This window comes from Mesorhizobium sp. WSM3859, from assembly GCF_002295065.1.
Taxonomy (GTDB): Bacteria; Pseudomonadota; Alphaproteobacteria; order Rhizobiales; family Rhizobiaceae; genus Mesorhizobium.
This window is the reverse complement of the sequence record NZ_NSGG01000012.1, coordinates 113,222-137,786: the sequence shown is the minus strand read 5'-3', so window position 1 is coordinate 137,786 and position 24,565 is coordinate 113,222. Positions and strand designations below refer to the sequence as shown.

At 63.9% G+C, this 24,565-nt stretch carries 32 protein-coding genes; 20 read left to right on the top strand and 12 right to left on the bottom strand.

Going from position 1 to position 24,565, the window contains the following annotated elements; all coding sequences use genetic code 11:
• Positions 1-109: 109 nt before the first annotated feature.
• The gene (locus tag CK230_RS23380; protein WP_095819495.1) at positions 110-664 is read right to left on the bottom strand and encodes a GNAT family N-acetyltransferase; all 555 of its coding nucleotides are present in this window, start codon (positions 662-664) and stop codon (positions 110-112) included.
• Positions 665-943: 279 nt separating this feature from the next.
• On the opposite strand from CK230_RS23380, the gene CK230_RS23375 reads away from it, so the two are divergent.
• Positions 944-1,393, top strand: a complete 450-nt coding sequence (locus CK230_RS23375) for a DUF2214 family protein (RefSeq protein WP_095819494.1) — start codon at positions 944-946, stop codon at positions 1,391-1,393.
• A 95-nt stretch (positions 1,394-1,488) separates the two neighbouring features.
• Here the strand turns inward: CK230_RS23375 and nth are convergent, their stop codons facing one another.
• Entirely contained in the window at positions 1,489-2,295 is an 807-nt protein-coding gene (gene nth / locus CK230_RS23370) for an endonuclease III (protein WP_095819493.1), read from the bottom strand.
• Positions 2,296-2,317: 22 nt separating this feature from the next.
• Here nth and CK230_RS23365 point away from each other — a divergent pair, with 22 nt between their 5' ends.
• The 9 genes from CK230_RS23365 to CK230_RS23325 all read left to right on the top strand — a co-directional run bounded on the left by CK230_RS23365 (position 2,318) and on the right by CK230_RS23325 (position 9,303).
• The gene (locus CK230_RS23365; protein ID WP_095819492.1) at positions 2,318-2,812 is read left to right on the top strand and encodes a DUF2244 domain-containing protein; all 495 of its coding nucleotides are present in this window, start codon (positions 2,318-2,320) and stop codon (positions 2,810-2,812) included.
• 215 nt (positions 2,813-3,027) lie between these two features.
• The gene (locus CK230_RS23360) at positions 3,028-3,933 is read left to right on the top strand and encodes a methylated-DNA--[protein]-cysteine S-methyltransferase (RefSeq protein ID WP_095819491.1); all 906 of its coding nucleotides are present in this window, start codon (positions 3,028-3,030) and stop codon (positions 3,931-3,933) included.
• Between the two features lie 238 nt (positions 3,934-4,171).
• Positions 4,172-4,642 carry a hypothetical protein gene (locus CK230_RS23355; RefSeq protein WP_095819490.1) on the top strand — a complete coding sequence of 157 codons (471 nt, stop codon included), beginning with the start codon at positions 4,172-4,174 and terminating at the stop codon, positions 4,640-4,642.
• A 32-nt stretch (positions 4,643-4,674) separates the two neighbouring features.
• On the top strand, positions 4,675-5,058 hold the full coding sequence (locus CK230_RS23350) for a hypothetical protein (protein ID WP_245430037.1): 384 nt from the start codon (positions 4,675-4,677) through the stop codon (positions 5,056-5,058).
• Positions 5,025-5,588 carry a hypothetical protein gene (locus CK230_RS23345; protein WP_095819488.1) on the top strand — a complete coding sequence of 188 codons (564 nt, stop codon included), beginning with the start codon at positions 5,025-5,027 and terminating at the stop codon, positions 5,586-5,588. Before CK230_RS23350 ends, CK230_RS23345 begins: the two co-directional genes overlap by 34 nt.
• Positions 5,569-6,045, top strand: coding sequence for a hypothetical protein (locus CK230_RS23340; protein WP_176480184.1), 477 nt, complete (start codon positions 5,569-5,571; stop codon positions 6,043-6,045). The genes CK230_RS23345 and CK230_RS23340 overlap by 20 nt, the downstream gene beginning before the upstream one ends.
• 191 nt (positions 6,046-6,236) lie before the next feature.
• Positions 6,237-7,142, top strand: coding sequence for a ribokinase (locus CK230_RS23335; RefSeq protein WP_095819569.1), 906 nt, complete (start codon positions 6,237-6,239; stop codon positions 7,140-7,142).
• A 2-nt stretch (positions 7,143-7,144) separates the two neighbouring features.
• Positions 7,145-8,596: an amidase gene (locus tag CK230_RS23330; RefSeq protein WP_095819486.1), complete on the top strand. Its 1,452-nt coding sequence runs from the start codon at positions 7,145-7,147 to the stop codon at positions 8,594-8,596.
• 92 nt (positions 8,597-8,688) lie between these two features.
• Complete coding sequence (locus tag CK230_RS23325; protein WP_095819485.1) at positions 8,689-9,303, top strand: LysE family translocator; 615 nt, start codon at positions 8,689-8,691, stop codon at positions 9,301-9,303.
• A 160-nt stretch (positions 9,304-9,463) separates the two neighbouring features.
• Here CK230_RS23325 and CK230_RS23320 read toward each other — a convergent pair whose 3' ends face one another.
• Positions 9,464-10,405 carry a nucleoside hydrolase gene (locus CK230_RS23320; RefSeq protein WP_095819484.1) on the bottom strand — a complete coding sequence of 314 codons (942 nt, stop codon included), beginning with the start codon at positions 10,403-10,405 and terminating at the stop codon, positions 9,464-9,466.
• A gap of 261 nt (positions 10,406-10,666) precedes the next feature.
• Here CK230_RS23320 and CK230_RS23315 point away from each other — a divergent pair, with 261 nt between their 5' ends.
• Both CK230_RS23315 and CK230_RS23310 read left to right on the top strand, forming a co-directional pair.
• Positions 10,667-11,092: an Hsp20 family protein gene (locus tag CK230_RS23315; protein WP_042641067.1), complete on the top strand. Its 426-nt coding sequence runs from the start codon at positions 10,667-10,669 to the stop codon at positions 11,090-11,092.
• 64 nt (positions 11,093-11,156) lie between these two features.
• On the top strand, positions 11,157-11,414 hold the full coding sequence (locus CK230_RS23310) for a DUF1150 family protein (protein ID WP_036257920.1): 258 nt from the start codon (positions 11,157-11,159) through the stop codon (positions 11,412-11,414).
• A 69-nt stretch (positions 11,415-11,483) separates the two neighbouring features.
• Here the strand turns inward: CK230_RS23310 and ptsN are convergent, their stop codons facing one another.
• The 6 genes from ptsN to lptC form a co-directional block, all read right to left on the bottom strand.
• Positions 11,484-11,948, bottom strand: coding sequence for a PTS IIA-like nitrogen regulatory protein PtsN (gene ptsN, locus CK230_RS23305; protein ID WP_042641064.1), 465 nt, complete (start codon positions 11,946-11,948; stop codon positions 11,484-11,486).
• A gap of 61 nt (positions 11,949-12,009) precedes the next feature.
• Positions 12,010-12,597 carry a ribosome-associated translation inhibitor RaiA gene (gene raiA / locus CK230_RS23300; protein WP_095819483.1) on the bottom strand — a complete coding sequence of 196 codons (588 nt, stop codon included), beginning with the start codon at positions 12,595-12,597 and terminating at the stop codon, positions 12,010-12,012.
• A 330-nt stretch (positions 12,598-12,927) separates the two neighbouring features.
• Positions 12,928-14,454 carry an RNA polymerase factor sigma-54 gene (gene rpoN, locus CK230_RS23295; protein WP_095819482.1) on the bottom strand — a complete coding sequence of 509 codons (1,527 nt, stop codon included), beginning with the start codon at positions 14,452-14,454 and terminating at the stop codon, positions 12,928-12,930.
• Positions 14,455-14,643: 189 nt separating this feature from the next.
• A complete protein-coding gene (gene lptB / locus CK230_RS23290; RefSeq protein ID WP_042641058.1) occupies positions 14,644-15,462 on the bottom strand; it encodes an LPS export ABC transporter ATP-binding protein in 819 nt (272 codons plus the stop codon).
• Positions 15,462-16,064 (bottom strand): LptA/OstA family protein, encoded by a 603-nt coding sequence (locus CK230_RS23285; protein ID WP_095819481.1) that lies wholly within the window; start codon positions 16,062-16,064, stop codon positions 15,462-15,464. Before CK230_RS23285 ends, lptB begins: the two co-directional genes overlap by 1 nt.
• On the bottom strand, positions 16,051-16,764 hold the full coding sequence (gene lptC / locus CK230_RS23280) for an LPS export ABC transporter periplasmic protein LptC (RefSeq protein ID WP_095819480.1): 714 nt from the start codon (positions 16,762-16,764) through the stop codon (positions 16,051-16,053). The genes CK230_RS23285 and lptC overlap by 14 nt, the downstream gene beginning before the upstream one ends.
• 294 nt (positions 16,765-17,058) lie before the next feature.
• Between lptC and sppA the strand changes: the two genes are divergently transcribed.
• The 4 genes from sppA (at position 17,059) to CK230_RS23260 (ending at position 19,809) form a co-directional block, all read left to right on the top strand.
• Positions 17,059-18,015, top strand: a complete 957-nt coding sequence (gene sppA / locus CK230_RS23275; protein ID WP_095819568.1) for a signal peptide peptidase SppA — start codon at positions 17,059-17,061, stop codon at positions 18,013-18,015.
• Between the two features lie 78 nt (positions 18,016-18,093).
• Complete coding sequence (locus CK230_RS23270) at positions 18,094-18,378, top strand: integration host factor subunit beta (RefSeq protein WP_027165368.1); 285 nt, start codon at positions 18,094-18,096, stop codon at positions 18,376-18,378.
• A gap of 117 nt (positions 18,379-18,495) precedes the next feature.
• Positions 18,496-18,828, top strand: a complete 333-nt coding sequence (locus CK230_RS23265) for a DUF1049 domain-containing protein (RefSeq protein ID WP_095819479.1) — start codon at positions 18,496-18,498, stop codon at positions 18,826-18,828.
• An 18-nt stretch (positions 18,829-18,846) separates the two neighbouring features.
• A complete protein-coding gene (locus tag CK230_RS23260) occupies positions 18,847-19,809 on the top strand; it encodes an ornithine cyclodeaminase family protein (RefSeq protein ID WP_095819478.1) in 963 nt (320 codons plus the stop codon).
• Between the two features lie 3 nt (positions 19,810-19,812).
• On the opposite strand, the gene CK230_RS23255 is transcribed toward CK230_RS23260, so the two are convergent.
• The 3 genes from CK230_RS23255 to CK230_RS23245 form a co-directional block, all read right to left on the bottom strand.
• Entirely contained in the window at positions 19,813-20,172 is a 360-nt protein-coding gene (locus CK230_RS23255; protein ID WP_348629165.1) for an EVE domain-containing protein, read from the bottom strand.
• 61 nt (positions 20,173-20,233) lie between these two features.
• Positions 20,234-20,614, bottom strand: a complete 381-nt coding sequence (locus CK230_RS23250) for a VOC family protein (RefSeq protein ID WP_095819477.1) — start codon at positions 20,612-20,614, stop codon at positions 20,234-20,236.
• Positions 20,615-20,685: 71 nt separating this feature from the next.
• Positions 20,686-21,396, bottom strand: a complete 711-nt coding sequence (locus CK230_RS23245; RefSeq protein ID WP_095819567.1) for a YafY family protein — start codon at positions 21,394-21,396, stop codon at positions 20,686-20,688.
• 95 nt (positions 21,397-21,491) lie between these two features.
• Here CK230_RS23245 and CK230_RS23240 point away from each other — a divergent pair, with 95 nt between their 5' ends.
• The 4 genes from CK230_RS23240 to lspA all read left to right on the top strand — a co-directional run bounded on the left by CK230_RS23240 (position 21,492) and on the right by lspA (position 24,516).
• Positions 21,492-21,977: a hypothetical protein gene (locus CK230_RS23240; RefSeq protein ID WP_095819476.1), complete on the top strand. Its 486-nt coding sequence runs from the start codon at positions 21,492-21,494 to the stop codon at positions 21,975-21,977.
• A gap of 88 nt (positions 21,978-22,065) precedes the next feature.
• A complete protein-coding gene (locus tag CK230_RS23235) occupies positions 22,066-23,163 on the top strand; it encodes a class I SAM-dependent rRNA methyltransferase (protein ID WP_095819475.1) in 1,098 nt (365 codons plus the stop codon).
• A complete protein-coding gene (locus CK230_RS23230; protein ID WP_095819474.1) occupies positions 23,150-24,010 on the top strand; it encodes an RNA methyltransferase in 861 nt (286 codons plus the stop codon). Before CK230_RS23235 ends, CK230_RS23230 begins: the two co-directional genes overlap by 14 nt.
• A gap of 23 nt (positions 24,011-24,033) precedes the next feature.
• Complete coding sequence (gene lspA / locus CK230_RS23225; protein ID WP_095819473.1) at positions 24,034-24,516, top strand: signal peptidase II; 483 nt, start codon at positions 24,034-24,036, stop codon at positions 24,514-24,516.
• Positions 24,517-24,565 lie beyond the last annotated feature (49 nt).

The following is a 24,565-nucleotide window of genomic DNA, read 5'->3' as shown; positions in this document are numbered from 1 at the left end:
GACATGCTCTAGAGCAATTCCAGGAAAAGTGTGAGCGGTTTTCCGTCCGGAATCGCGTAAAAACAAGAAGATAGAGCGGTTCGCCGTTTCCGTGAAACGGTGAAATGCTCTAGGCGACAACCCCTCCGGCCCGCCGTTCCAGCAGGATCGTCGGCTTCTCGTGATAGGTGGTCCGCAAAATCTCTCCATAACCGTTCTTTTCGGCCACCTTCAACGAAGCGCCGTTTTCCGGATCGATGATGCAGACGGTTCTCGCCTCTCCGAACGCCTCGTCGCTCCAGGCGACGATCCGCCCGACAACCTCGCTCGCAAGCCCTCGGCCTTGTACCTCCGAGGCCAGGGCCCAGCCGGCTTCCGGCACGCCTTCGATCGAAGGTTCGATCTCGCGCTTCAAGTCATGGAAGCCGGCCTCGCCGATGAAATGCCCCGTCGCCTTGTCTTCGATCGCCCAGAAGCCGTAGCCGATCAGCGACCACAGGCCGGCATGGCGCAGGAAGCGCATCCAGCTTTCCTCGCGCGTGCGCGGCTTGCCGCCGATGAAACGGGTCACCGCAGGTTCCGCCCATATAGCGGCATACGTCTCGAAATCGCCCAGGCGATGGGGCCGCAGGATAGTCCGCGCCGTCTCCAGTATCGGCACGCCAGCTTCCGTTTTGATGCTCATGGCACTCCTCTCGTTGAGACGGCAGCGCTTAGTGTGTTTCACCGTTTCGCGGAAACGGTGAAACACACTAACTCTTTGTTTTTAGGCAATTCCGGACGGAAAACCGCTCGCACTTTTCCTGGAATTGCTCTAGCAAACCGGCGTCCCCTGGCAAGGGCCAGGATTGGCCGGGATCATCCTCCAGCGCAACGATTTCGCCGTCTGGGATTCTTGACCAATAATGCTACTCTTCGGACCCAGTATCCAGCCGTGTTGCGGCCATCATGCGAAGGGAAGAACATGGACACTACTGATCTTGTATTGGCCATTCTCCATCATCTGCTGGTGTTTTCGCTGGCCGGCATCATCGGCGCCGAGTTCGTGCTGGTGCGCGGCGATCTGGGCGCGACGACGCGCCTTTCCGGCATCGACCGCCATTACGGCATCATCGCCGCGCTGATCATCATCGTCGGCGTCTGCCGGGTATTCTTCGGTCTGAAGGGTTGGGATTTCTACGTCTACAACTGGGTGTTCTGGGCAAAGATGGCGGCCTTCGCCATCGTCGGCCTGCTGTCGATCGTGCCCACCATGCGCTTCATCTCCTGGAACAGGCAGGCCAGCGGCGATCCCTCTTTCGCGGTGCCGGCGGCGGAACTCGCCTCGGTAAAGAATTATGTCCGCGCCGAGGGCTTCATCTTCCTGCTCATCCCGGTTTTTGCCGCGGCCATGGCGCGCGGCTACGGCTACTGAGCAATTCCAGGAAAAGTGCGCAGCGGTTTTCCGTCCCGAGTTGCGCAAACAAAGACCTAGAGCGGCTCGGCGATTCGGCGAACCGCTGATCGGCTCTAGGCCTCGGCGGGAAACGTCTCATCCAGCGGCGCGATCGGCACCAGCGGCGCCGGAATGTCGGTGGTCTTCTCCTTCGACTTGCAGATATCGGCGATCACGCAAGCCGGGCAATCGGGCTTGCGCGCCTTGCAGACATAGCGGCCATGCAGGATCAGCCAGTGATGCGCATGACGCATAAACTCGGCCGGAATGACCTTGAGAAGCCCCTGTTCGACCTGGTCCGGCGTCTTGCCGGGGGCGAGCCCAATCCGGTTGCCGATACGGAAGATATGCGTGTCGACCGCCATCGTGTGCTGGCCGAAGGCGACGTTGAGCACGACATTGGCGGTCTTGCGCCCGACGCCCGGCAGCTTCACCAACTCGTCGCGATCCTGCGGCACCTCGCCCGCGTGATCGTCGATCAGCGCTTTCGACAGCGCGATCACGTTCTTCGCCTTGTTGCGCCACAGCCCTATCGTGCGGATGTAATCGCCGACCTTGGCCTCGCCCAGCGCCAGCATCTTGGCTGGCGTGTCGGCAGCCGCGAACAGTGCCTTGGTCGCCTTGTTGACGCCGGCGTCGGTCGCCTGCGCCGACAACACCACCGCGACCAGCAGGGTGAAGGCGTTGACATAGTCGAGCTCGCCTTTCGGCTCCGGCCGCTGCACCGAAAAGCGCCGGAAGATCTCATGCACCTCGGCGGAGCTGTAAAGCGAGCGCGAGGCGGCCTTTCGCGGCCGCCCAGCGAGCGCCCGACCGCCGCTGGCAGTGGAGGGTTGAGACTTTTTGACAGCTGCGGATTTTTTCGACTTGGGAGGCGCCATTTCCCTCCTATAATAGTCCCTCATGAGCGACACAAACGCCTCGTTTCAGGCCGACGAGCCATTTTTCCAGGCCTTGCTCACGCCGCATCGCTCGCTCGGCCGCACCGGCTTCCTGATCCTGATGGGAGCGCTTCTGTTCGGCTGGGCGGTCACCGGCGCCTTCTTCCTGGCGCACGGCGCCTGGCCGGTGTTTGGCTTCTTCGGCCTCGATGTGATCGCCGTCTATATTGCTTTCCGCGCCAACTATCGCGCCGCGCGCGCCCGCGAGGAAATCTCGGTATCGCGCACCAGCCTCGACATCCGCAAGACGGCGCCTTCCGGCCGCTCCGAGAGCCACCGCTTCAACCCGTTCTGGACGCGGTTCTCGATCGCCCGCCATGCTGAGATCGGCATCACCAAGATGGCCGTCGAGGCGCAGGGCAAGAGCGTGGCGATCGGCGGCTTCCTCAATCCCGACGACCGCGAAAGCTTCGCCACCGCCTTTTCGCGCGCGCTGGCGACCGCCAAGACGCGCTGACGTCCAAGCAAATCTGAACCGGTAGCGCAGCAACCTGCCGACCTTGCGCATGGCGTGATAAGCCTCCAGAGGCCAACGAACAAGCGCGCGGACCAGCTAAGCCGCGCCCCTTGTCGCAGCTTGTAGGACGGTCTGGGTGCCGGCGTCAGGAAGGCAAGTTTCGGGTGGTTGCAAAGCTCTGGAAGACCGATATTCGCGGCCAAGGAGATATTGCCATGAACGCTCAGATGACCATGAATACGCAGATGCGCCCGATCGCGATCCTTGAGAACGACATCACGCCGGAAGGCAGCGACTACGACGTCGTGCGCCGCGCCATCGAGAAGATCAGCCTCGACTATCGCGACCAGCCCTCGCTGGAGGTGCTGGCCGCGGAAGTCGGCGAGACGCCGACCGGCCTACAGAAGCTGTTCACGCGCTGGGCCGGCCTGTCGCCGAAAGCCTTCCTGCAGGCGGTGACGCTCGACCATGCGCGCAGGCTGCTCGATTCCGGCATGCCGCTCCTGGAGACGTCGTTCGAGCTCGGCATGTCCGGCCCCGGCCGGCTGCACGACCTCTTCGTCACCCATGAGGCGATGTCGCCCGGCGACTACAAGACCAGGGGCGCGGGTCTCACCATCCGCTACGGCTACCACATCTCGCCTTTTGGCATCGCGCTGATCATGGTCACCGACCGCGGCCTCGCGGGTCTCGCCTTCTGCGATGCCGGCAGCGAGCGGGCTGCCTTCGCAGACATGTCCGGCCGCTGGCCGAACGCGACCTATGTCGAGGACATGTCAGCCACCCAGGCTTACGCCGCGCGGGTCTTCGACCCGACGAAGTGGCGCGCCGACCAGCCGCTGCGCGTGGTGATGATCGGCACCGATTTCCAGCTGCGCGTCTGGGAAGCCCTGCTGCGCATCCCCATGGGCAGGGCCTGCACCTACTCCTCGATCGCAGCGAGCATCGGCCATCCCAGCGCCAGCCGGGCCGTCGGCGCGGCGGTGGGCGCCAACCCGATGTCGTTCGTGGTGCCCTGCCATCGCGCGATCGGCAAATCCGGCGCGCTCACCGGCTATCACTGGGGCCTGACACGCAAGCGCGCCATCCTCGGCTGGGAAGCGGGGCAAGTGGGCTCCTGAAACAATCGATTTTTTGGCATGCCATTGCGAAAAACCGCGTATCGTAATATAAATCGGTACATCCTAAATAGACCGATCGATCTATTCGCAAAATACAACCGGCGACAACCCATGGTTATCGTCGGTTGTCTGTTAAGTTGCTTCCGGATGTTACTTCACTTAACGCTTAATTAACCACGATAAAGGGAAGATGACCCGACGTTGAGCCGGCCCCATCCGGCTCGAAAGAGGGGTCTCAATGAAGTTCTTTCGCGTCGCCATGGCTGCGAGCCTGCTGGCCGCCTGCGCCGGCCAGACGGCATCGGCCGCCACCGGAAACGTGCTGTTCAATGGCACGATCACCGCCACCTGCACCATCACGATCAACTCCAACGGCACGATGACCGTGAGCAGCAATCTTCAGTCGCTGAGCTCGCACAATGCCGGCGGCTCGGCGGGTAGCGCTCAGGTCGATACGACGGGCGGCGTCTCGCTCAGTGTGGACCCGGTAACCACGACGACCGTGCCGGCATCGGACACGACGGCGACGACATGGACTCCGACCTTCGCCACTTCAGGCGCGCAGACGATTGCCGAAACCGGCACCGCGACCGCGCTGACGGTGCCGGGCACATCGACGGTGGCGGTCAATCTTGCCGGCACCAAGAGCGGCACAAACCGGTTCTCCGCCGGCAACTACCAGGCAACGGTGACGCTGCGCTGCGAATAGTCCTAACGCGAAAGGAGCGATCCTTGAGAAGAATTGCAATCCTGGCGGCGGGCCTGATCGCCGCGCTGTCTCCCGTGGCCGCGACCGGCCAGTCGATGACGCCGATGCGGGGCGAGGTGCGATCCTTCACCGATGCCTTTGCCGTCCGCGTCTTTCCGGGCAACCCGTACAACCAGCGCATCCGCGTGGAGGTCCATGTCTACGACCAGGATTTCCAGCCCGTCGCGGCCAGGATCACGCCGAGCGCCTTCCTTCTGGCCGGCCAGGCTTCGCGCCCTGTCCTGGTGGTCGTCCCGTTCGACGGCGCGAACGAGCGTAAAGTGCGTATCTGTACCGAGAGCATCCCCTTTCCAAGCGAGCAGACCCAGATAAGGGCACAGATATGCGGAAAGTTCTTCGGGCATCGCAGGTTCTGACCTTGTCCTTGCTGCCCGCCCTGGCTGCCGTCAGTCAGGGGCTTGCAGAGGATATCCTGAACCTGAACCAGAACCAGACCGGTTTCAGCCTGCCCGGCGTCACTCTGCCCCAGGGCCAGGACGAGGTTCATGCCAGCGACGGCACGACCTGCCGATCGGCCGTTTCCGGCAGCGGCGCCTATCTCGACCTCGGCGTCATCCACGGCAACAACTCGAGCAACCTGACCAACAGCGACATCGCCACCTATGGCCGCGTGGTCATCCCGATCGGGCGGACGCCGAAGCGCGTCGATTGCAGCCGCCTTTACGAGTTGGAAGTCGAGCGCCTGCAGCTTGAATTGAAACTCCTCAAAATGGGTCTCGGCGCCGACGGCCAGACGACGGGGAGTGTGGCCGCCTCCACACCCCAAGGCCCCGCGCCCCAGACCAGTGCGGCCCAAGCCAGTGCAGCACAGGTCAAATCAGCGGGATGGGCCAATGAAGGCTGGACCATCAGAGGCACGACCGGCAATGGCAAGAAGCGAAAATAGCCGCGCGCTGTTCGCGGCAGCAGCGCTTGCCGGCTTTTGTCTCCCGGCGCAGGCGGCGATCATCGGCACCTGCACGATCATGATCGGGGCGTCGGGAACGATGAAATCCAATCCCGCAATCAACATCTTCGGCTCCAAGCAGGCAGGCGGGTCGAGCGCCGGCGCCACCATCACCGCGAACTCGACGCTGTGTTCCATCCTAAACCTCCTGGACTGCTATTCCGTCTCCGCGCCGGCGCCGATCGCCTTCACCTCAGCGCCAAGCGGCGGCGACACCAATGTCACTTTCGCCACTGTTTTCCGGCTCGACGGCTCAGGCGTGGACATTCCGGGCAGCTCGCCGCAGCGGGTGACCAACGGTACCCATACCATCCAGGTCGATCTGACCGCCACGAAGTCGCCCGGCATCTTCCCGGCGGGCAATTATCAGGGCACCGTCACCGTGCGCTGCGAATGATGCCTGTGGGCCGTGGGCGCGCACAACCGACATGATCTGGCAACCGGCGGGCTTTGCGGCTAGCTTCGCGCCCAGCCCGCAATTGCAGGAAAAGCGCTTCGCGCATTTCGCCTGGACTTGCGCAAAAGCAAAGTCTTGGAGCAGGTCCGCCTTTCAGCACGGGCTGAGCCGCTTCGATGGGAGGCAGTTTTTTGATTATCGTTGTCGGTTCGATCAACCTCGACCTTATCGCCAATGTCGACCGCCTGCCGGAACCCGGCGAGACGGTGCGCGGCTCCAGCTTCGCCACCGCGCCCGGCGGCAAGGGTGCCAACCAGGCGCTGGCCGCGGCGCGCGCGGGAGCCCAAGTGCGCATGGTGGGCGCGGTCGGCAAGGATAGCTTTGCCGCCGACGCGCTCACGCTGCTCAAGGCCGGCAATGTCGATCTCTCCGGTGTCGGCCAGAGCTTCGCATCGACCGGCACGGCGTTGATCCTGGTCGGCGCCGACGGGGAGAATGTCATCGCCGTCGTGCCGGGCGCCAATGATTCGGTGGTGCCTGGCGATATTGCCAAGGCCTATCTCAAAAAGGGCGATGTCGTGCTTCTGCAGCACGAGATCCCGCTGCAGACGGTCGAGGCCACGCTTGATGCTGCGCGCGCCGCGGGTGCCGTCAGCGTGCTCAACACCGCCCCCTTCCGTGCCGAAGCGGCCGGCTTCGTCGGCAAGGCCGACTATGCGGTCGCCAACGAAACCGAGTTCGATCTCTATGGCGAGGCGCTGGCGCTTTCGGGGCGCGACCGCCCCGCCCGCATGCGCGACTATGCCCAAAAAACCGGCCGCGCCATCGTCGTCACGCTGGGTGGCGACGGCGTGCTCGCAGCCACGCCGGATGATTTCCTCACGATTCCGGCGCTGAAGATCACCCCGGTCGACACGGTCGGCGCCGGCGACACTTTCTGCGGGTATTTCGGCGCCGGCCTGTCGTCGGGTCTTTCGCTCGAACAGGCGCTTACCCGCGCCGCCGCGGCCGGCTCGCTCGCCTGCCTGAAGCCCGGCGCGCAGCCGGCGATCCCGCTGGGCAAGGATGTCGACGTGGCTTTGGCGGGAACGCGTTAAGCATGCGTCCCGTCACCAAGCATGCCGTACCGCCGGCCGGCGATATCTGCCGCCTCCCCGCCGTCGAGCTCGCCGACAGGATCAGGCAGCGACAACTCTCGGTGCCTGAAGTCGTCAGCGCTTTCCTCGATCGCATCGAGGCCGTGAACCCGCTGGTCAACGCGATCGTATCGCTGCGCGAGCGCGCCGAGATCCTGGCCGAGGCCGAGAGCGCCGATGCTCATCTGGCCCGCGGCGGCTCGGCCGGATCGCTGTTCGGCCTGCCGATTGCCATCAAGGACCTCGCCCTGACCAAGGGACTCAGGACCACCTTCGGCTCGCCGATCTTCGCCGACTTCATCCCTGACACGGACGACTTCTTCGTCGAGCGCATCCGCAAGGCCGGCGCCATCATCATCGGCAAGACCAACGTTCCGGAATTCGGCCTTGGCTCCAACACCTACAATCCGGTCTTCGGGCCGACGCTCAACGCCTTCGACCCGGCGCTCACCGCCGGCGGCTCGAGCGGCGGCGCGGCGGTGGCGCTGGCGCTGGATATGCTGCCGGTCGCCGACGGCAGCGACTTCGGCGGCTCGCTGCGCAATCCGGCCGCCTACAACAATGTCTACGGCTTCCGTCCCTCGCAGGGGCTCGTGCCGGCCGGTCCCGACATCGACGTCTTCCATTCGCAGATGGGCGTCGAGGGACCGATGGGCCGCAGCGTCCGCGACATCGCGCTGCTGCTCGACGAACAGGCGGGCTACCACCCGCAGGCGCCCTTGTCCCATGCCAAGGAAGGCTCGTTCCTCGACGGCTTGAGCACAAAAGCCTCCGGCGGCCGCGTCGCCTGGCTGAGCGACCTCGGCGGCCACCTGCCGACGGAGCCGGGCGTCATCGACCTTTGCGAGGCCGCCCTTGCCCGCTTTGCGGACGCGTCGTTCCACAGCGAAAAGCTGGTGCCGGATGTCGATTTCGAGGCGCTGTGGCAGGCTTTTGTCACCTTGCGCCAGGCAAGCAGCGGCTGCGGGCTGAAGGCGCATTGCGACGATCCGGAAAAACGCAAATTGCTGAAGCCCGAGGCCGTCTGGGAAGTGGAGCAGGCGATGCGTCTCACTGCGCCGCAGATCCATGCGGCAACGGTCCGGCGCACCTCCTGGCACGGGACGCTGCTGTCGCTGTTCGAGCGCTTCGACCTCGTCGCCTTGCCGACCGCGCAAGTCTTTCCGTTCGACGTCTCGACCCACTGGCCGGACAAGGTCGCGGGGCGGACCATGGACAGCTATCACCGCTGGATGGAAGTCTCCGCCTTCGCCACGCTGGGCGGCTGCCCTGCGCTCAACGTGCCGGCCGGGTTCGACGCAAAAGGCCGGCCAATGGGCATGCAGTTGATCGGCCGCCCGCGCGGCGACCTCGGCGTGCTCAAGGCTGGCGCCGCCTATGAGGCGACGATGCCATGGCCGGCGGGGGCTGCGTGACGGGCCGCCCTGCCCGGCGAGCTTGCGCCAACGCCAATCCCGTGCATTGATCGCGCTCCGCCCAAGTCGGCGCCGTCCCGTTCGAGGAAATCATGTCGCTGGAACTCTACGCAACCTATGTCGTCGCCTGCATCGTCATCGTCCTCGTGCCGGGTCCCACGGTCACGCTGATCATCGCCAACAGCATCCGCCACGGTTCGCGCGCGGGCTTGGCCAACGTCGCCGGCACGCAGGCCGGGCTCGCCATCATGATCGCCATTGTCGGCATTGGCCTCAACACGCTGATCGCCGGCATGGGCCACTGGTTCGAATGGGTGCGGCTGCTCGGCGCCGCCTATCTGATCTGGATGGGCGTGCAGATGTTCCGCGCCAAAGGCACGCTGAACCCTGACGGGTCGGCGAAGAAGCCGCGCGGCGGCTTCTTCCTGCAGGGGTTTCTGGTGGCGATCTCCAATCCGAAGACGCTTGTCTTCTTCGGCGCCTTCTTCCCGCAGTTCATCGCGCCGCAGGGAAACTATACGCTGCAGATCGTGGTCATGGGCCTGACGGCGATGATCTTCGCCGCCATGTCGGACTCGACCTACGCCCTTGCCGCCGGCCGCGCCGGCCGGCTGCTGTCGGCCAGCCGCGTCAGGCTGATGTCGCGTATCAGCGGCAGTTTTCTCGTCGGTGGCGGCCTATGGCTGGCGTTCTCCAAGGCGAAGTAGCAACTCTTTCCCTTCTCCCCTTGTGGGAGAAGGTGGATCGGCGCGCAGCGCCGAGACGGATGAGGGGTGTTCCGGCGGAGTGAGACATTGGCGCTCCCTGGAACACATCCGAACTCGCCTCGCGAGGCCACCTTCCCCCACAAGGGGGGAAGGAGCGGCCCTACAACCGCCCCAACCTCTCCACCAGCAGCGCGAAGAAGCCGTCATGGTCGATGTCGCGCATCACCATGGCGTTCTTCTCGCGCTTGGTGACGCCCCACCAGTCGATCACCGTCATGCCCATGGTGAGCTCCGACGCGGTCTCGACGCTGACATTGCAGTGACGGCCTTTGAACAGTTCCGGCTTGAGGAGATAGGCGATCACGCACGGATCATGCAGGGGCCCGCCGTCGGTGCCGTATTTTCCCTCGTCGTAGCGCTCGAAGAACTCCAGCATCTCGGCGGTCGCGGTGCCAACCTTGGTGCCGAGCTGGCGGAAAGCCTGGATGCGCTTGGAGGTGGTCAGCGCCTTGTGGGTGACGTCGAGCGGCATCATCACGATCGGAATGCCCGACTTGAAAACGACATCGGCGGCCTGCGGGTCGACATAGATGTTGAACTCGGCGGCCGGAGTGAGGTTGCCGCCTTCGAAGAAGCCGCCGCCCATCAGGACGATTTCCTTGATGCGCGGCGCGATCCTGGGCTCGCGGATCAGCGCCAGCGCGATGTTGGTGAGCGGGCCGAGCGGGCAGAGCGTGATTGTGCCGCTTTCCTCGCGCATCAGCGTGTCGACGATGAAATCGACGGCGTATTGCTCCTGCAACGGCATGGTGGGCTCAGGCAGCTGCGGGCCGTTCAGGCCGGTCTTGCCATGCACTTCCTCGGCGGTGACGAGCTCGCGCGCCAGCGGGCGGATAGCGCCGGCATAGACCTTGATGTCGGGCCTGCCGGCCAGCTCGCAGATCTTGCGGGCGTTGTTCTGGGTTAGCTTCAGCGGCACGTTGCCTGCAACTGCGGTGATACCGACGATCTCCAGCTCGGAACTGCCAAGCGCCAACATTATGGCGACGGCATCGTCCTGGCCGGGATCGGTGTCGATGATGATCTTTCTGGACTGGGGCATTTCATTTCCTTTTGGGGAGTCTTTTTGGGCGGGGTTTCGAGCATGATCCCGAACCGAAGGACCGCGTCAGCGAAAAGTGGGAACCGATTTCGGACGAGATTATGCTCCAACGAAGGGCTGAGCCAGGAGGACGGTTCAACGAAACATCATCCTGATTCAGCGGCTTGAACTTGATCGGCCGGCGGACCATATCAAGACCATCGGGAAAAATGCCATCCGGGTTTTTCCAGTTTGTGTCGCTCTTCAGAGGACAGTGTAACAATGAGTCGAATGACGCCCTTCTCCAGCCCGCTTCTTCTGGGCTTCGATGCCATGGAAAAGACGCTTGAGCGTCTGGCGAAGACCGGCGACAGCTATCCCCCGTACAATATCGAACGCCTCAGCGCCGCTGACGGCAAGGCCGAAAGGCTGCGCATCACACTGGCCGTTGCCGGTTTCGCCGAAAGCGACCTCGATGTCACCACGGAGGAAAACCAGCTGATCGTGCGCGGTCGCCAGACAGACGACACCGAGCGCGAATTCCTCCACCGCGGCATCGCCGCGCGCCAGTTCCAGCGCTGCTTCGTGCTGGCCGACGGCATGCGGGTGATTGCGGCCGAGCTGAAGAACGGCCTGCTGTCGATAGATCTCGATCGGCCGGAGGCCGAGCGGCTGGTACGGAAAATAAACATATCGGTGAAAGACTGACCTTTGCCGATGGCTCTATGCGAGGCGGCCAATCCTGGCGTCCTCGCGCCAAGGAGGCTTTGAAATGACCAGAACTGATGAAACGATCACCATGACCAGCGGCGAACTCGCCCATCTCGGCGAAGGCTCTGTGGCCTATCTGAGGAAAGTGTCGAGCGACGACCTGCGCGGCCGCTTCCCGGGCCTCGGCGAAATCGCGCCCGGGCTGGAGTTGTGGGCACTGTTTGCCGCCAACGGCCAGCCGATCCTGCTTTCCGACGCCCGTGACCGGGCGCTGGCGGGTGCGTTGGAGAACGACCTGACCACTGTCGCGATCCACTAACGCGACTTTGGACGTTTGAAACGGAAAGGGCCGCTTGGGGCGGCCCTTGGAAGCTTTAATCCGAAAACTTCAGGCCGCGTGCGAGGCCTGCGTGTCGGACAGCAGGGCGTGGATCGCCACCGCGTCGCGCGTACCCCTGATCTTGGCAACCGTATCGGCATCGCGCAGCACGCGCGCGATGCGCGACAGCGCCTTGAGATGGTCGGCGCCCGCGCCTTCTGGCGCAAGCAGCAGAAACACCAGGTCGACCGGCTGGTCGTCCAATGCCTCGAAATCGACAGGCGTTTCCAGCCGCGCGAAAACGCCGGCGATCCGCTTCACGCCGGCGAGCTTGCCGTGCGGGATGGCGATGCCGTTGCCGACGCCAGTCGAGCCCAACCGTTCGCGCTGCAGGATGGTGTCGAACACCTCCCGTTCCGGGATTCCCGAAATCGCCGCCGCCCTCTCCGACAGCAATTGCAGAAGCTGCTTTTTGGAATTCGCCTTCAACGCCGGCATGATCGCCGGGACGCTGATGAGATCGCTGAGATCCATGCTTGAAAAATCCCTTGCTCGCCTGCCGCGCCAGTCGTCGCCCCCTCGCGCGGCTGGCTTTTTATGCCTGTGCGACTTTGGTCGTCGACGGATCGATCCAGCCGATATTGCCATCCGGCCGGCGGTAGACGATGTTGAGATGGTCGGTCCCGGCGTTGCGGAATAGGAATACCGGGCTGTCGCTGTTGTCGAGCTCGATGACAGCCGACGCCACCGACATGGTCCGCAGCGTCATGCTTGATTCGGCGACGATGGCCGGAGCGAAGTCCGCCGGAATGTCTTCTTCATCGTCGGTGAGAGGCGCCATCACGGTGTAGGCGATGTCGGTCGGCTCTTCGCCATTGCCGTTGCCGGTGTTGCGCGATTTCAGCCGGCGCTTGTAGCGGCGCAGGCGCGTTTCCAGGCGGTCGGCCGCCGCCTCGAAGGCAAGCGTCGGGTCCTGGGCGTCGCCGGTCGCCTGCAAGGAAGCGCCGGAATCGAGCCGGACCATACAGTCGGCGGAGAAACGCGACCCCGATTTGATGACCGTGACATGTCCTGAAAAACCCCGGTCGAAATATTTCTCGATCGCCTCGCCGACCCGGTCGTTGATGCGCGTGCGGAACGCATCGCCGATGTCCATGTGTTTTCCCGAAATGCGTAGATTCATCTGAAAACTGACCTTCCTTGCTCAGGCTTCAAACTGGTTCCGAGTTTATACCCGTGGCGCGCGCGCACAAGCTTCGCAACGGCATGCGCGCCGATTTTAGACCCGAACTTTCCGGTTGATCACAAGTCGCCTTCTTGGCCATCCGTGGCCGTATCTGACGGACCCATTCGCAAGCGGGCATTACCGCCCCGCTCATGCGGGCGGGCTTCTAGACACTTCATTGCGGCTTGTCAATGAAGCTTGGGAATTGTGGAAAATCAGCCTGTCTCGCACCGGCCAGGGCTTGTGGGGTTTCGGGTCGGGCCGGCATCACCCCGAATACCGGCAGGCCTAGCGGCCGGCGTTCGCGAGCGCTCGCTTCTCCCGTCGCCGCTGCACCGACGATGGAATGTTCATGCCTTCGCGGTATTTCGCGACGGTGCGGCGCGCGATGTCGACGCCGCTTTCCTTGAGCATGTCGACAATGGCGTCATCGGAGAGCACGTCGGCGGGCTTTTCCTCGTCGATCATCTGCTTGATGCGGTCGCGCACGGCCTCGGACGAGTGCGCTTCGCCGCCTTCGGCCGAGGCGATCGACGCGGTGAAGAAATAGCGCAGCTCGAAAACCCCGCGCGGCGTCAGCATGTATTTGTTGGCGGTGACACGGCTGACAGTCGATTCATGCATCCCGATGGCGTCGGCCACCGTGCGCAGGTTGAGCGGCTTGAGGTGGCGCACGCCATTGACGAGGAAGGCGTCCTGCTGCCGCACGATTTCCGAGGCCACTTTCAGAATGGTCTTGGCCCGCTGGTCAAGGCTGCGCGTCAGCCAGTTGGCGTTCTGCAAGCATTCGGCGAGAAAATCCTTTTCCGCCTGCTCCCTGGCGTGGCTCGAAACGCGGGCAAAATAGACATTGTCCACCAGCACGCGCGGCAGCGTGTCTGCGTTGAGCTCAACCGCCCAGCTGCCGTCATTGGCGGCGCGGACCTCGACATCGGCGACGATCGCGTCGCTTGCGCCGCCTGAGAATGCCAGGCCTGGCCGCGGATCGAGCGCGCGGATCTCTGCCAGCATGTCGAGAAGGTCCTCCTCGTCGACGCCGCAGATGCGCTTCAGCGTCTGGAAATCGCGCCGCGCCAAAAGCTCGAGATTGGCGACCAGCGCTTTCATCGCCGGATCGAACCTGTCGCGCGCCTGAAGCTGCAGCGACAGGCACTCGGCAAGGTCGCGTGCGAAAAGCCCTGCCGGCTCGAAGCTCTGGCAGACGCCAAGCACATGCGCCACCGCCGCTTCATCCGTGCCGAGCCGGACCGCGGTCTCCACCAGGTCGGCGCGCAGATAACCAGCCTCGTCGAGCCCGTCGGCAAGCTCGCCAGCGATGAGGCTTTCGCCAGGGCTCAGCGAGGCAAGCGCGATCTGCTCGCCGACATGTTCGCGCAATGTGACGGCGGCCGCAGCCATGTCACCGACGTCGAACCCCTCGGATGAGGCCGTGCCGGCGCTGCCCGCTGCCGACTTCCACTGCGCCGTGAGGTCCGGCCCCAGCCGCTCGCTGGTGCCGGGATCGTCGGGAAACAGGTTCTCCAGGGAAGAGTCGAGTTTTTGCGAGATCGCTTCCGCGCTCCACTCCGTCTCGCCCTCGAACCAATCGCCCGCGCTATCCCGCTCCGGCGCGGCCTCGCTTTTCTGGGCCTGGTCGCTGGCGGCGTCGTCCTGCGGCTCGGCACGCTCCAGGAGGGGGTTGCGCTCGATCTCGTCGTCGATGAAGCGCTCGAGTTCGACATGGGTGAGCTGCAGCAGCCGGATCGACTGCATCAGCTGCGGCGTCATCACCAGCGACTGGGATTGTCTGAGCTGCAGTTTGGCTGCCAGCGCCATGATGGGATTCAAACGCCTCGTCTACGCGTCGTACAGTTGCTTTCCGGTCGGGCATAGAAACTGGCCCGGCTTTTGCTTGTCAAGGAAAACGCTAGCAGGATCGGCTTACCGGAGCGTTATCGGGCCAAAAAATCGCGGCAAACCGGTCGAAATTCGCTCAAATTCACTCTGGAGAAAGGTATTTTACGCTCAGAGCGTGAAACCCTCGCCGAGATAGAGACGCCGCACATCCGCGTTGGCGACGATTTCGTCGGCCCGGCCATGCGTCAGCACCTGGCCGGCATGGATGATATAGGCGCGATCGATCAGGCCGAGCGTCTCGCGCACATTGTGGTCGGTGATCAAGACGCCGATGCCGCGCGCCGTGAGGTGGCGGACGAGCTGCTGAATGTCGGCGACGGCGATCGGGTCGATGCCGGCGAAGGGCTCGTCGAGCAGCATATAGGCAGGCCGCGTCGCCAGCGCCCGCGCGATTTCGAGGCGACGCCGTTCGCCGCCCGACAGCGACATCGATGGCGCCTTGCGCAGATGGCTGATGTGGAACTCCTCGAGCAGCTCGTCGAGGTTGCGTTCGCGCACCTTGCGATCCTTTTCGACCACTTCCAGCACGGCGCGGATATTCTGCTCGACGTTCAGGCCACGGAAGATCGACGCTTCCTGCGGCAGATAGCCGATGCCAAGGCGGGCGCGCCGGTACATCGGCATCGAGGTGACATCGAAGCCGTCGATCTCGATGGAGCCCTCATCGACGGGGACAAGGCCGGTCACCATGTAGAAACAGGTGGTCTTGCCGGCGCCGTTGGGGCCAAGCAGGCCGACGGCCTCGCCGGCGCGCACGCCGAGCGTCACCCCGCTCACCACCTTGCGGCCCTTGTAGCTTTTGGTCAGGCCCTTGGCGATCAGGGTACCCTTGAACTTCGCCTTGTCGGTGCCGACCGTCGCCGGGGCAGCCGGCTTTGCGGCCGCCCGTCCCGGAAGACGGGCAAGCAGCGAGGATACGCCGGCCATTACTTGCTCGACGCTCCCTGCTGGGCCGTGCCCTGCTTCTGGGGCGTGATCGACATGATGACGCGGCCGCTGCTGCCGCAGCCGTCGACATTGGCTAGGCCGCTTTTCATCTGCACGGTCAGCTTGCAGCCCTTGAGCACATTGTCGCCCTGCGACAACACCACTTCCTTGCCTGTGAGCACCAGAACCTGCGTCTTCATGTTGAATGTGCCGCTGTCGCCGGTGGCGATTTGGTCGTTCGATTTGACGTAGACTTTGTTCTCGACCTCCAGGCGGTCGATATTGGCGGCGCCCGTCATCGCCGACGCGCCGGCCGCGGCGCTTTTGCCGGCATTGGCATCCTTGACATAATACACCGTCATCTTGCCGGCCTTCAGCAAGGTCGGCCCTTGATTGACGGTGACGTTGCCGCTGAATATGGCCATGCTTTCCGCTTGGCGGACCTCGAGCTTGTCGCTCTCGATCTGGATCGGCTGGTCACCCGAAAGCTTGAGTCCCGAGATCTGGCTGGTCGCGCTCGACTGCGCGAAGGAATGCGCCGCTCCCAGAAACAGCAACGCGGAGGCAGCACCCAGAGCCCACGCGGATTTACTGCGACGCATTCTGTTCTCCACTGTTTACCCCTGCCGCCTTCAGCGCAGTCGGATCGATGTTGACGCGAACCCGGTTCTCGAAGACCACAAGCCTGCCATTGTCCTCGACCGACATCGAGTCCGCGGTGATGCGCGACCCGCCACGGCTGACGTCGACCGGATTGCTCGTCTTCATAGAGCCTTTGCCCATGTCTAGGAAGATCGATTTGAATTTCGCCGCAAGGCCGTCCGTCGTCGTCACGCTGACGTCGCTGGTGAGGTTCATCGTATTGGCGTCGCGATTGTAGATACCGTGCTCGGCATCGACCGATACGATATTGTCGGTGGCGACTGGCAGTTTGGCGTTGATGCCTTCGAGATCGATCACTGCCTGCTGGCCGACATCCTGCGTCGCCCTGGTCGCCGTCAGTGAATAGGGCAGCTTCTGCTTGGTGAAGCCGTTGAGCTTCGGATTGGCCATCACCAGCTTGCCGTTCGAAAACGCCGTGCCGTCGGCCTGCACGGAAATGGACATGGGCGCTTTAAGGTAGGAATAGACTGGAAAGGCGATCGCAATCGCGACCGCGAGCAGCGGCACTGCGAATTTCAGCACGCGCACGCGGCGCGAGTGTCGTCGCGCGCGGTTGAACGCCTCGCCGCGCGTGCCGTCTGGGATCGCGGGAGCCGGTGCCGGTGCGGCATCGCTCGTTTCGTCAGATCGCGCCAACATGACTTTTCTAATGGACCTTTGCCCGCCCAAACATCGCCTATAGGTGGTATGCCGGCACCTACACGCAAGCACAAGGGGACGAAAACTGCAAAAATGTGACGGCTGCCGCCCACAAAATCGGGAGGAATTCGGGGAGACGGCCCGCACTTCATAGCAGATACAGACGGGGACTGCGTTAATTTTTCGTGAGGTCGGCATCAACGCCGAGGCTCGAAGCCGGCGTTCAGGAAACGGTAGCCGTGTGCCGAGGCTTGCTTTAAAAGCTTGCTTTCCCACCGACCCATGAGGCTGACGATGGCAATGAGAGCCGACGACCTGATCGACCGCCGCCGCTTGCGCCGCAAGCTGACTTTCTGGCGCGTGGCCGCTTTTGTGGTTCTGGCGGCAGCCGTCATCGCCTTCTCGGCCTGGTTCTATGACGACAATTTTACCGGCCGCGCGGTCCCTCACATCGCCATGGTGAAGATCGAAGGCACCATCACCGAGGACGAGGAACTGCTCAAAAGGCTGGAAGCGATCGGCAAGTCGCCGCAGGTGAAGGGCGTCATCCTGTCGATCGACTCGCCCGGAGGCACCACCGTCGGTGGCGAGTCGACATTCGAAGCCGTGCGCAAGCTTGCCGGCGACAAGCCCGTGGTGGCCGAGGTCGGCACGCTGGCGGCATCGGCCGGCTATATGATCGCAAGTGCCGCCGACCATATCGTCGCCCGCAAGACCTCGATCGTCGGCTCGATCGGTGTGCTGATCCAGTATCCTGATGTCAGCGGCCTCATGGACAAGCTCGGCATCAAGCTGGAGGAAGTGAAATCCTCGCCGCTCAAGGCTTCGCCCTCGCCCTTCAAGCCGACCAATGACGATGAGCGCGCCATGGTGCGCAAGCTGATCCTCGACAGCTACGACTGGTTCGTCGGCATCGTCGCGGACCGCCGCAAGATGACGCATGAGCAGGCGCTGGCGCTGGCCGACGGTTCGATCTTCACCGGCCGCCAGGCTTTGGCCAACCATCTGGTCGACGCCGTCGGCGGCGAACAGGAGGCGATCGACTGGCTGGCGACGAAGGGCGTGGATGCCAAGCTCAAGGTCGTCGAGTGGAAGGACAAGGACAGGCGTGGCGGTTTCCTGTTCTCGCAGTCGATGGCAAAAATGGCCGCCAGGGCGCTTGGCCTGCCGGATGCCGGCGGCGATGTCATTCACGAGCTCGGCGCCGACCGCTTGTTTCTTGACGGTCTCGTTTCGGTCTGGCACCCTTGACATGCCGTTGGCAAGAGCCAAAAAAGCAATAAAAATCATCCTGATAATCGTCTGCAGTGGTTTTACGGGGAACGTTCTATGATCAAATCCGAGCTTGTGCAGATCATCGCTGCACGCAACCCGCACCTTTTTCTGCGCGACGTCGAAAATATCGTCGGTGCGATCTTTGACGAAATCACCGACGCGCTTGCCGAGGGCAACCGGGTCGAGTTGCGCGGTTTCGGCGCCTTTTCGGTGAAAAATCGTCCCGCCCGCACCGGCCGCAATCCACGCACCGGCGAATCCGTCGAGGTCGAGGAAAAGTGGGTGCCGTTCTTCAAGACCGGCAAGGAGTTGCGCGAAAGGCTGAACGGCGGCAAATAGGCGCCGCGCCGGCGAGTGAGACGGCATCTTGGGGCTTAAAGCATGTCTCCCGAAAGTGGAGGCCGGTCTCGGGGCAAAGACATGCGCGCTTAGGAAGCTTCTCTCTATGGAGATCTGATGTTCAATCGCTTCATCCTCGTCGTGGTCTTCGTGCCGCTGGCCATCATCCTGATCGCGCTCGCCGTCGCCAACCGCGGCGCCGTCGCCTTCACGCTCGATCCATTCCATCCCGGCAATCCCGCGCTGACGCTGAACCTGCCGCTTTTCATCTTCCTGTTCCTGGCCTTGGCCATCGGCATGGTCGTCGGCAGCATGGCGACCTGGGTGAAGCAGGGGCGCTACCGCAAGCTCGCGCGCCAGCGCGGCCTGGAGGCTGAAAACCTGCGCCAGGCGGTGAGCCGCGCGCCGGCGGCGCCGAATGGACCGGCGCTGCCCAAGCCGACCAATTAAAGCAATCCGGAGCCTTCGATGCTGACCATTTCGGCCGCTGAGGTCGACCGCGCGCTGACCTTTCCCGGCCTGGTCGAGACATTGCGCACCGCTTTCCGCGAGGGCGCCGTGCAGCCAGTTCGTCACCATCATGGCGTCGAGAGGCCGGATGGTGCGGCCTCGACCCTGCTTTTGATGCCGGCCTGGACCGACTTCAACGCCGCCGGCACCTCGGCGGGAGGCCATATCGGCGTCAAGATTGTCACCGTCTCGCCGGACAATAACGCCATCGGCAAGCCGGCGGTGATGGGTCTCTATCTTTTGCTCGACGGCGTCACCGGCGAGCCGCAGGCGATGATCGACGGCCAGCGGCTGACGCAGTGGCGCACGACCTGCGCCTCGGCGCTCGCCGCCTCCTATCTCGCCCGCAAGGATGCCTCGCGGCTCTTGGTCATCGGCGCCGGCGCGCTGTCGCCGTTCCTGGCCAAGGCGCATTCGGCGGTCAGGCCGATCACCTCCATCCGCATCTGGAACCGCACGCCGGCCAATGCCGAAAAGGTGGCCGCCGCCTTGCGCGCCGAAGGCCTTCCGGCAAGTGCGGCCGGCGATCTCGACGCGGAGCTTGCCGAGGCCGACATCGTCGCCTCCGCGACCATCTCGAACACGCCGTTGGTCAAAGGCGCGCTGCTGAAGCCGGGCGCCCATGTCGATCTGGTCGGCGGCTTCACGCCCGAAATGCGCGAGGCCGACGACGATGCCATTTCGCGCGCCCGCGTCTATGTCGACACCCGCGCCGGAGCCACCAAGGAGGCCGGCGACATCGTCCAGCCTCTGGCCTCGGGCCTGCTGAAGCCGGAGGCGATCATCGCCGACCTGCATGAACTCGCGCGCGGCGAGAAAGAAGGCCGCCAAACCGACAGCGAGATCACGCTGTTCAAGTCGGTTGGTGCGGCCCTTGAAGATCTCGCCGCCGGTATCGCCATATATAAGGCGCTGAGGTAGCGGCTAGGCCGGCCCGGCTCCCATCGCTTCGCCGACCAGCCGGAAATCGTCTTCGCTGATCTCGAAAAGTCCGAAACGAAGCTGATAACCCCAGTTCGGCTTACCCGCGGTGAAGTCGAGCCGTTCGAGCAACGGCTTGATTGGCGCTTCCTTGGCGTCGAACCAGTCGACGTCGCGCCGGGCAGGCGTGAAACCGCCGCCCATGACGCCCTCATACACCTCCCCTTGCCGCACCGTGCCGACGGCCGTGAAGGATTGCAGCCCGTCTTTCTCGCCGAGCACGGTGCTTGGCGAGTAGTAGACGATGCCGTCGCCCGGCTTGATGCGGCGTAGCGGTGCCGCCTTGCCGTGGTTGACCTGCATGAGCCGTTCTTGCGGCCGATCCGCACATGCTCGGCCGATGCGACAGCGAGCCAGAAGGCACTCATCCCTGCGCTCCCGCGAAAGGCCAGTAGACGCGCAGGCGATGATTGTCCGGATCGAGCGCCACGAAGGTTCGGCCGAAATCGAGATCGGTTGGAGCTTGCAGCATTTTGAGGCCTCTGCCGGTCCAATCGGCATGGGTGGCATCGACGGCGCTCGCATCCGCCACCGCGATCACGAGCTCGCCGCCACCGCCTGCGGCCGCAGCCGCCGGTTGCACCGTATGGCGCGACCAGAGGCCGAGCTTGAAGCCCTTGTCGAGCACGAACATGACGAAGGTCGGCGAGGACTCGACCGGCTCGCGCCCGAGCAGCGAAGCGTAGAACGCACCGCTCTTTTCCGGGCTGTCGACATAGAGGATGACGAAATTCGGCGTGGTCATATCTGATCTCCAATGTGTCTGGACCTTGGGGACCCATACGCAGACTTGCTGTCAGATTCTGGCAGCAGCAATCAACCGGAAGCGTCTTTCGCGCGGTTCTGATCCGGCCCGTTGAGCGTCGCCCGCCACTCCTTCAGCATTGACTGGCGGCGGCGCGGATAGCGGATGCCGGTCGCTGTCAGGTCGGACATACGATCGGCGCGGAAATGCCGGAAATCCTGGCGCGTTTCGCACCACGCCGCCATCACCCGCACTTTGTCGAAGAAAGCAAGCGCGAACGGCCAGACCACGCGCTTCGACGGCGAGCCACCGGCATCGCGATAGAGAAAGCCCAGCTTGCGTTCCTCGCGGATCGCCTGCCGCACAACGCCGAGGTCGATCGCTTCGAGGTTGTCCGATCGCGGTCCGACCAACAGCGTCGTCGCGTCGAGGTCATCGCGCAGATCACCCGGCAGCACCGCCGCAATCTTGGCCAGCGCATCCGCCGCGGAGGTCGCCAACCTTTTGTCCGGCTGCTTCGCCACCCAGCGCGAGCCGAGCACGATCGCCTCGATCTCCTCGTCGGTGAACATCAGCGGCGGCAGCATGAAGCCGGGCTTCAGCACATAGCCAAGCCCCGCCTCGCCGTCGATCGGCGCGCCCTGCCCCTGCAGCGTCGCAATGTCGCGATAGAGGGTGCGGATCGACACACCCATCTCGTCCGCAAGCGTGCGGCCGCTCACCGGCCGGCGATGGCGGCGCAGGATCTGGATAAGGTCGAGCAGTCGTTCAGAGCGGGACATCGATTTGCTGTTTGCTGCGGCCGGACGATAGGTCGGCAACGCACGCCACGGCAAGATAGCGTTGGAACACCTCCGCTCCGGCATCGTTACCCCGAATGGAGATGCGCGGGTTCCTGTTGTTCTGGTCTGTGCTTAGCGTCACTGTCGCCGCGCTAAGCCTCGGACCATCATTTGCTCATACCTTGGAATCTCTTCCCAGATTGATGAAATGGTCGCCCGCGCTTTGGCGCGAGACGACCGTCTTCAATGCGCAGTTCCAGCTCTTTCTGCTGATCGGAGCGCCGCTCGATATCGCGGCCATCGTCTGCCCGGCGGTGCTTGTCTGGATGCTGCGCGACGAGGCTAGCGCCTTCTGGTTTTTGCTGGCCGCCACCTTGCTTTATGCGCTGGCGCTCGTGCTTTGGACTGTTCTCGTCAAACCGGCGAACGATATCCTCGCGACCTGGACGCCGGGGCCAATTCCGGAAAACTTCGACACCGTCCGGCTGCGTTGGGAAACCGGCCACATGGCGGTGACCGCGGCGAAGGTCCTTGGCTTCATTTCGCTTTGTTTCGGCCTGCTCGGCGTCCGGCATGGTTGATGACCCCACCATTGAATAGGCCAGGCTTTGTTGCGCCGGGGGGCTTAGCTGTGGCAGAAGCGGGCCGAACCGCCGGAGATGATCCTTCTTGAAATCTTTTCGCGACAAACGCCGCGATAATCGACCGCATCCCGCAAGGACGGAACAGCCCCGCTTGCGTGAGGCGTCCCCGGCCGGCCGGCAGCAGGCCGCACCCGCCGAGCGCCGCGAAGTCAAACCAGCGGATCGGCAGGACGCCAAACCGACGCAGCGCGTGCTTGCGCGCCGCGAGGGCTCCTTGCCCGCCGAGCGCCTGCCGCTGATCCTCGAAGTCGCGCCCAACGCCGATTACGCGCTGCTGGACAGCGGCGCGGGCGAAAAGCTCGAGCAATACGGCCCCTACCGCATCGTGCGCCCCGAAGGCCAGGCGATCTGGCAGCGGGCCCTTCCGGCGAAGGAATGGGAGCGCGCCGACGCCATCTTCACCGGCGACACTGACGAGGAAGGCATCGGCCGCTGGCGCTTTCCGAAATCGCCGCTCGGCGAGACCTGGCCGATGAAGCATGACGGGATCGACTATCTCGGCCGCTTCACCTCGTTTCGCCATGTCGGCGTCTTTCCCGAGCAGGCTTCGCATTGGGACCATGTGGCGGGGCTGATCGCGGCTGCGAAGCGTCCGGTCAAGGTTCTCAACCTGTTCGGCTATACCGGCTTGGCCTCGCTGGTGGCGGCCCGCGCCGGCGCCGAGGTCACTCATGTCGATGCCTCGAAGAAGGCGATCGGCTGGGCGCGCGAGAACCAGGAAATGGCCGGCCTTGCCGACAAGCCGATCCGCTGGATCGTCGAGGATGCGGTGAAATTCGCCGAGCGTGAAGAGCGCCGCGGCAGCCGCTACGACATCGTGCTGTTCGACCCGCCGGCCTATGGCCGCGGCCCCAAGGGCGAGGTCTGGCAATTGTTCGAGGACCTGCCAGGTCTTACCGACCTTTGCCGCGCGATCCTGACGCCGAAACCCCTGGCTGTCGTTCTCACCGCCTATTCGATCCGCGCCTCTTTCTTCGCGATCCATGCGCTGATGCGCGATACATTCGCCGGCATGGGCGGCACGGTCGAATCCGGCGAATTGATCATTCGCGAGAGATCCGCCGGCCGCGCGCTGTCGACCTCGCTGTTCTCGCGCTGGGTGGCTTCCAATGAACGCACATGACGGCGCTCGCCCGGTCGGGCAGGTCAAGGAAGTTACCAGCCTCGCCAATCCGCTGGTCAAGGACATCAAGGCGCTGGCGCTGAAGAAGTTCCGCGACCAGCAGAACGCCTTCATGGCCGAGGGCCTGAAGCTGGTCATCGACGCCCTCGATCTCGGCTGGTCGATCAAGACCCTGGTCTTCGCCAAGGCCGGACGCGGCAACGCGGCCGTCGAAAAGGTCGCCGCGCGGACTGTCGCCGCCGGCGGCACGGTGCTGGAGGTCTCCGAAAAAGTGCTCGCGGCCATTACCCGCCGTGAAAACCCGCAAATGGTGGTCGGGGTCTTTGCCCAGCAGACCGTGCCGCTGAAGGACATCCGCGCCAGGGACGGCGACGTCTGGGTGGCGCTCGACCGCGTGCGCGACCCCGGCAATCTCGGCACCGTGATCCGCACCGTCGACGCCGTCGGCGCCAAGGGGGTCATCCTGGTCGGTGACACCACCGATCCGTTCTCGCTGGAGACGGTGCGCGCCACGATGGGCTCGATCTTCGCCGTGCCGGTCGCGAGAGCAACCGAGCAGGCCTTCCTCGCCTGGCGGCGCGATTTTTCGGGCCTGGTCGTTGGAACGCATCTCAAGGGCGCGGTCGACTATCGCTCGGTCGATTTTTCCAGGGGACCGGTTCTACTGCTGATGGGAAACGAGCAGCAGGGACTGCCCGACAGCCTGGCCGAGAGCTGCGACCGGCTGCTCCGAATCCCCCAGGCAGGCCGGGCCGATTCGCTGAATCTGGCGGTCGCCACCGGCGTGATGCTGTTCGAGATCCGGCGCGGCGCGCTGAAACTCGAGCCTGCCAGCGATGTCCGATGAAGACTGGCGATGAGGACTGATAAGTGAAATCCTGGTCCCCTTATGCCCTGCTGGTCGTCGTTGCCATTGCGCTCGACCAGTGGATCAAGCAACTGGTCGAGAACGGTCTCGCCTTTCAGGAGAAGGTCGATTTCCTGCCCTTCCTGGCGCTGTTCCGCACCTACAACACCGGCATCGCCTTCTCGATGTTCCAGTCCTTCGGCGATACCGGCCTGGTGGTCATCGCCGTGCTGGTCGTCGCCTTCGTGCTCTATCTCGCCACGCGCACGCCGGCCGGCCATGTCATCGCCCGCATCGGCTTTGCGCTCATCATCGGCGGCGCGCTCGGCAACCTCATCGACCGGGCCGTCTACGGCCACGTCATCGATTACGTGCTGTTCCATACGCCCGTCTGGTCCTTCGCGGTGTTCAATCTTGCCGACGCCTTCATTTCGGTCGGTGCGGCGCTCGTGGTCTTCGACGAGCTGATCGGCTGGCGGCGCGAGCCGAAACCTTCGCAAGATTGACGGCGCGCGGCTGCCGCCCCACAGTCAGCTCCATCGCCGCAACCAGAGG

Coding starts and splice junctions, on each gene's coding strand:
- CK230_RS23380 (WP_095819495.1), bottom strand. CDS start 664: ATGAGCATCAAAACGGAAGCTGGCGTGCCGATACTGGAGACGGCGCGG.
- CK230_RS23375 (WP_095819494.1), top strand. CDS start 944: ATGGACACTACTGATCTTGTATTGGCCATTCTCCATCATCTGCTGGTG.
- nth (WP_095819493.1), bottom strand. CDS start 2,295: ATGGCGCCTCCCAAGTCGAAAAAATCCGCAGCTGTCAAAAAGTCTCAA.
- CK230_RS23365 (WP_095819492.1), top strand. CDS start 2,318: ATGAGCGACACAAACGCCTCGTTTCAGGCCGACGAGCCATTTTTCCAG.
- CK230_RS23360 (WP_095819491.1), top strand. CDS start 3,028: ATGAACGCTCAGATGACCATGAATACGCAGATGCGCCCGATCGCGATC.
- CK230_RS23355 (WP_095819490.1), top strand. CDS start 4,172: ATGAAGTTCTTTCGCGTCGCCATGGCTGCGAGCCTGCTGGCCGCCTGC.
- CK230_RS23345 (WP_095819488.1), top strand. CDS start 5,025: ATGCGGAAAGTTCTTCGGGCATCGCAGGTTCTGACCTTGTCCTTGCTG.
- CK230_RS23340 (WP_176480184.1), top strand. CDS start 5,569: ATGGCAAGAAGCGAAAATAGCCGCGCGCTGTTCGCGGCAGCAGCGCTT.
- CK230_RS23330 (WP_095819486.1), top strand. CDS start 7,145: ATGCGTCCCGTCACCAAGCATGCCGTACCGCCGGCCGGCGATATCTGC.
- CK230_RS23325 (WP_095819485.1), top strand. CDS start 8,689: ATGTCGCTGGAACTCTACGCAACCTATGTCGTCGCCTGCATCGTCATC.
- CK230_RS23320 (WP_095819484.1), bottom strand. CDS start 10,405: ATGCCCCAGTCCAGAAAGATCATCATCGACACCGATCCCGGCCAGGAC.
- CK230_RS23315 (WP_042641067.1), top strand. CDS start 10,667: ATGAGTCGAATGACGCCCTTCTCCAGCCCGCTTCTTCTGGGCTTCGAT.
- CK230_RS23310 (WP_036257920.1), top strand. CDS start 11,157: ATGACCAGAACTGATGAAACGATCACCATGACCAGCGGCGAACTCGCC.
- ptsN (WP_042641064.1), bottom strand. CDS start 11,948: ATGGATCTCAGCGATCTCATCAGCGTCCCGGCGATCATGCCGGCGTTG.
- raiA (WP_095819483.1), bottom strand. CDS start 12,597: ATGAATCTACGCATTTCGGGAAAACACATGGACATCGGCGATGCGTTC.
- rpoN (WP_095819482.1), bottom strand. CDS start 14,454: ATGGCGCTGGCAGCCAAACTGCAGCTCAGACAATCCCAGTCGCTGGTG.
- lptB (WP_042641058.1), bottom strand. CDS start 15,462: ATGGCCGGCGTATCCTCGCTGCTTGCCCGTCTTCCGGGACGGGCGGCC.
- CK230_RS23285 (WP_095819481.1), bottom strand. CDS start 16,064: ATGCGTCGCAGTAAATCCGCGTGGGCTCTGGGTGCTGCCTCCGCGTTG.
- lptC (WP_095819480.1), bottom strand. CDS start 16,764: ATGTTGGCGCGATCTGACGAAACGAGCGATGCCGCACCGGCACCGGCT.
- sppA (WP_095819568.1), top strand. CDS start 17,059: ATGGCAATGAGAGCCGACGACCTGATCGACCGCCGCCGCTTGCGCCGC.
- CK230_RS23270 (WP_027165368.1), top strand. CDS start 18,094: ATGATCAAATCCGAGCTTGTGCAGATCATCGCTGCACGCAACCCGCAC.
- CK230_RS23265 (WP_095819479.1), top strand. CDS start 18,496: ATGTTCAATCGCTTCATCCTCGTCGTGGTCTTCGTGCCGCTGGCCATC.
- CK230_RS23260 (WP_095819478.1), top strand. CDS start 18,847: ATGCTGACCATTTCGGCCGCTGAGGTCGACCGCGCGCTGACCTTTCCC.
- CK230_RS23255 (WP_348629165.1), bottom strand. CDS start 20,172: ATGCAGGTCAACCACGGCAAGGCGGCACCGCTACGCCGCATCAAGCCG.
- CK230_RS23250 (WP_095819477.1), bottom strand. CDS start 20,614: ATGACCACGCCGAATTTCGTCATCCTCTATGTCGACAGCCCGGAAAAG.
- CK230_RS23245 (WP_095819567.1), bottom strand. CDS start 21,396: ATGTCCCGCTCTGAACGACTGCTCGACCTTATCCAGATCCTGCGCCGC.
- CK230_RS23240 (WP_095819476.1), top strand. CDS start 21,492: ATGGAGATGCGCGGGTTCCTGTTGTTCTGGTCTGTGCTTAGCGTCACT.
- CK230_RS23230 (WP_095819474.1), top strand. CDS start 23,150: ATGAACGCACATGACGGCGCTCGCCCGGTCGGGCAGGTCAAGGAAGTT.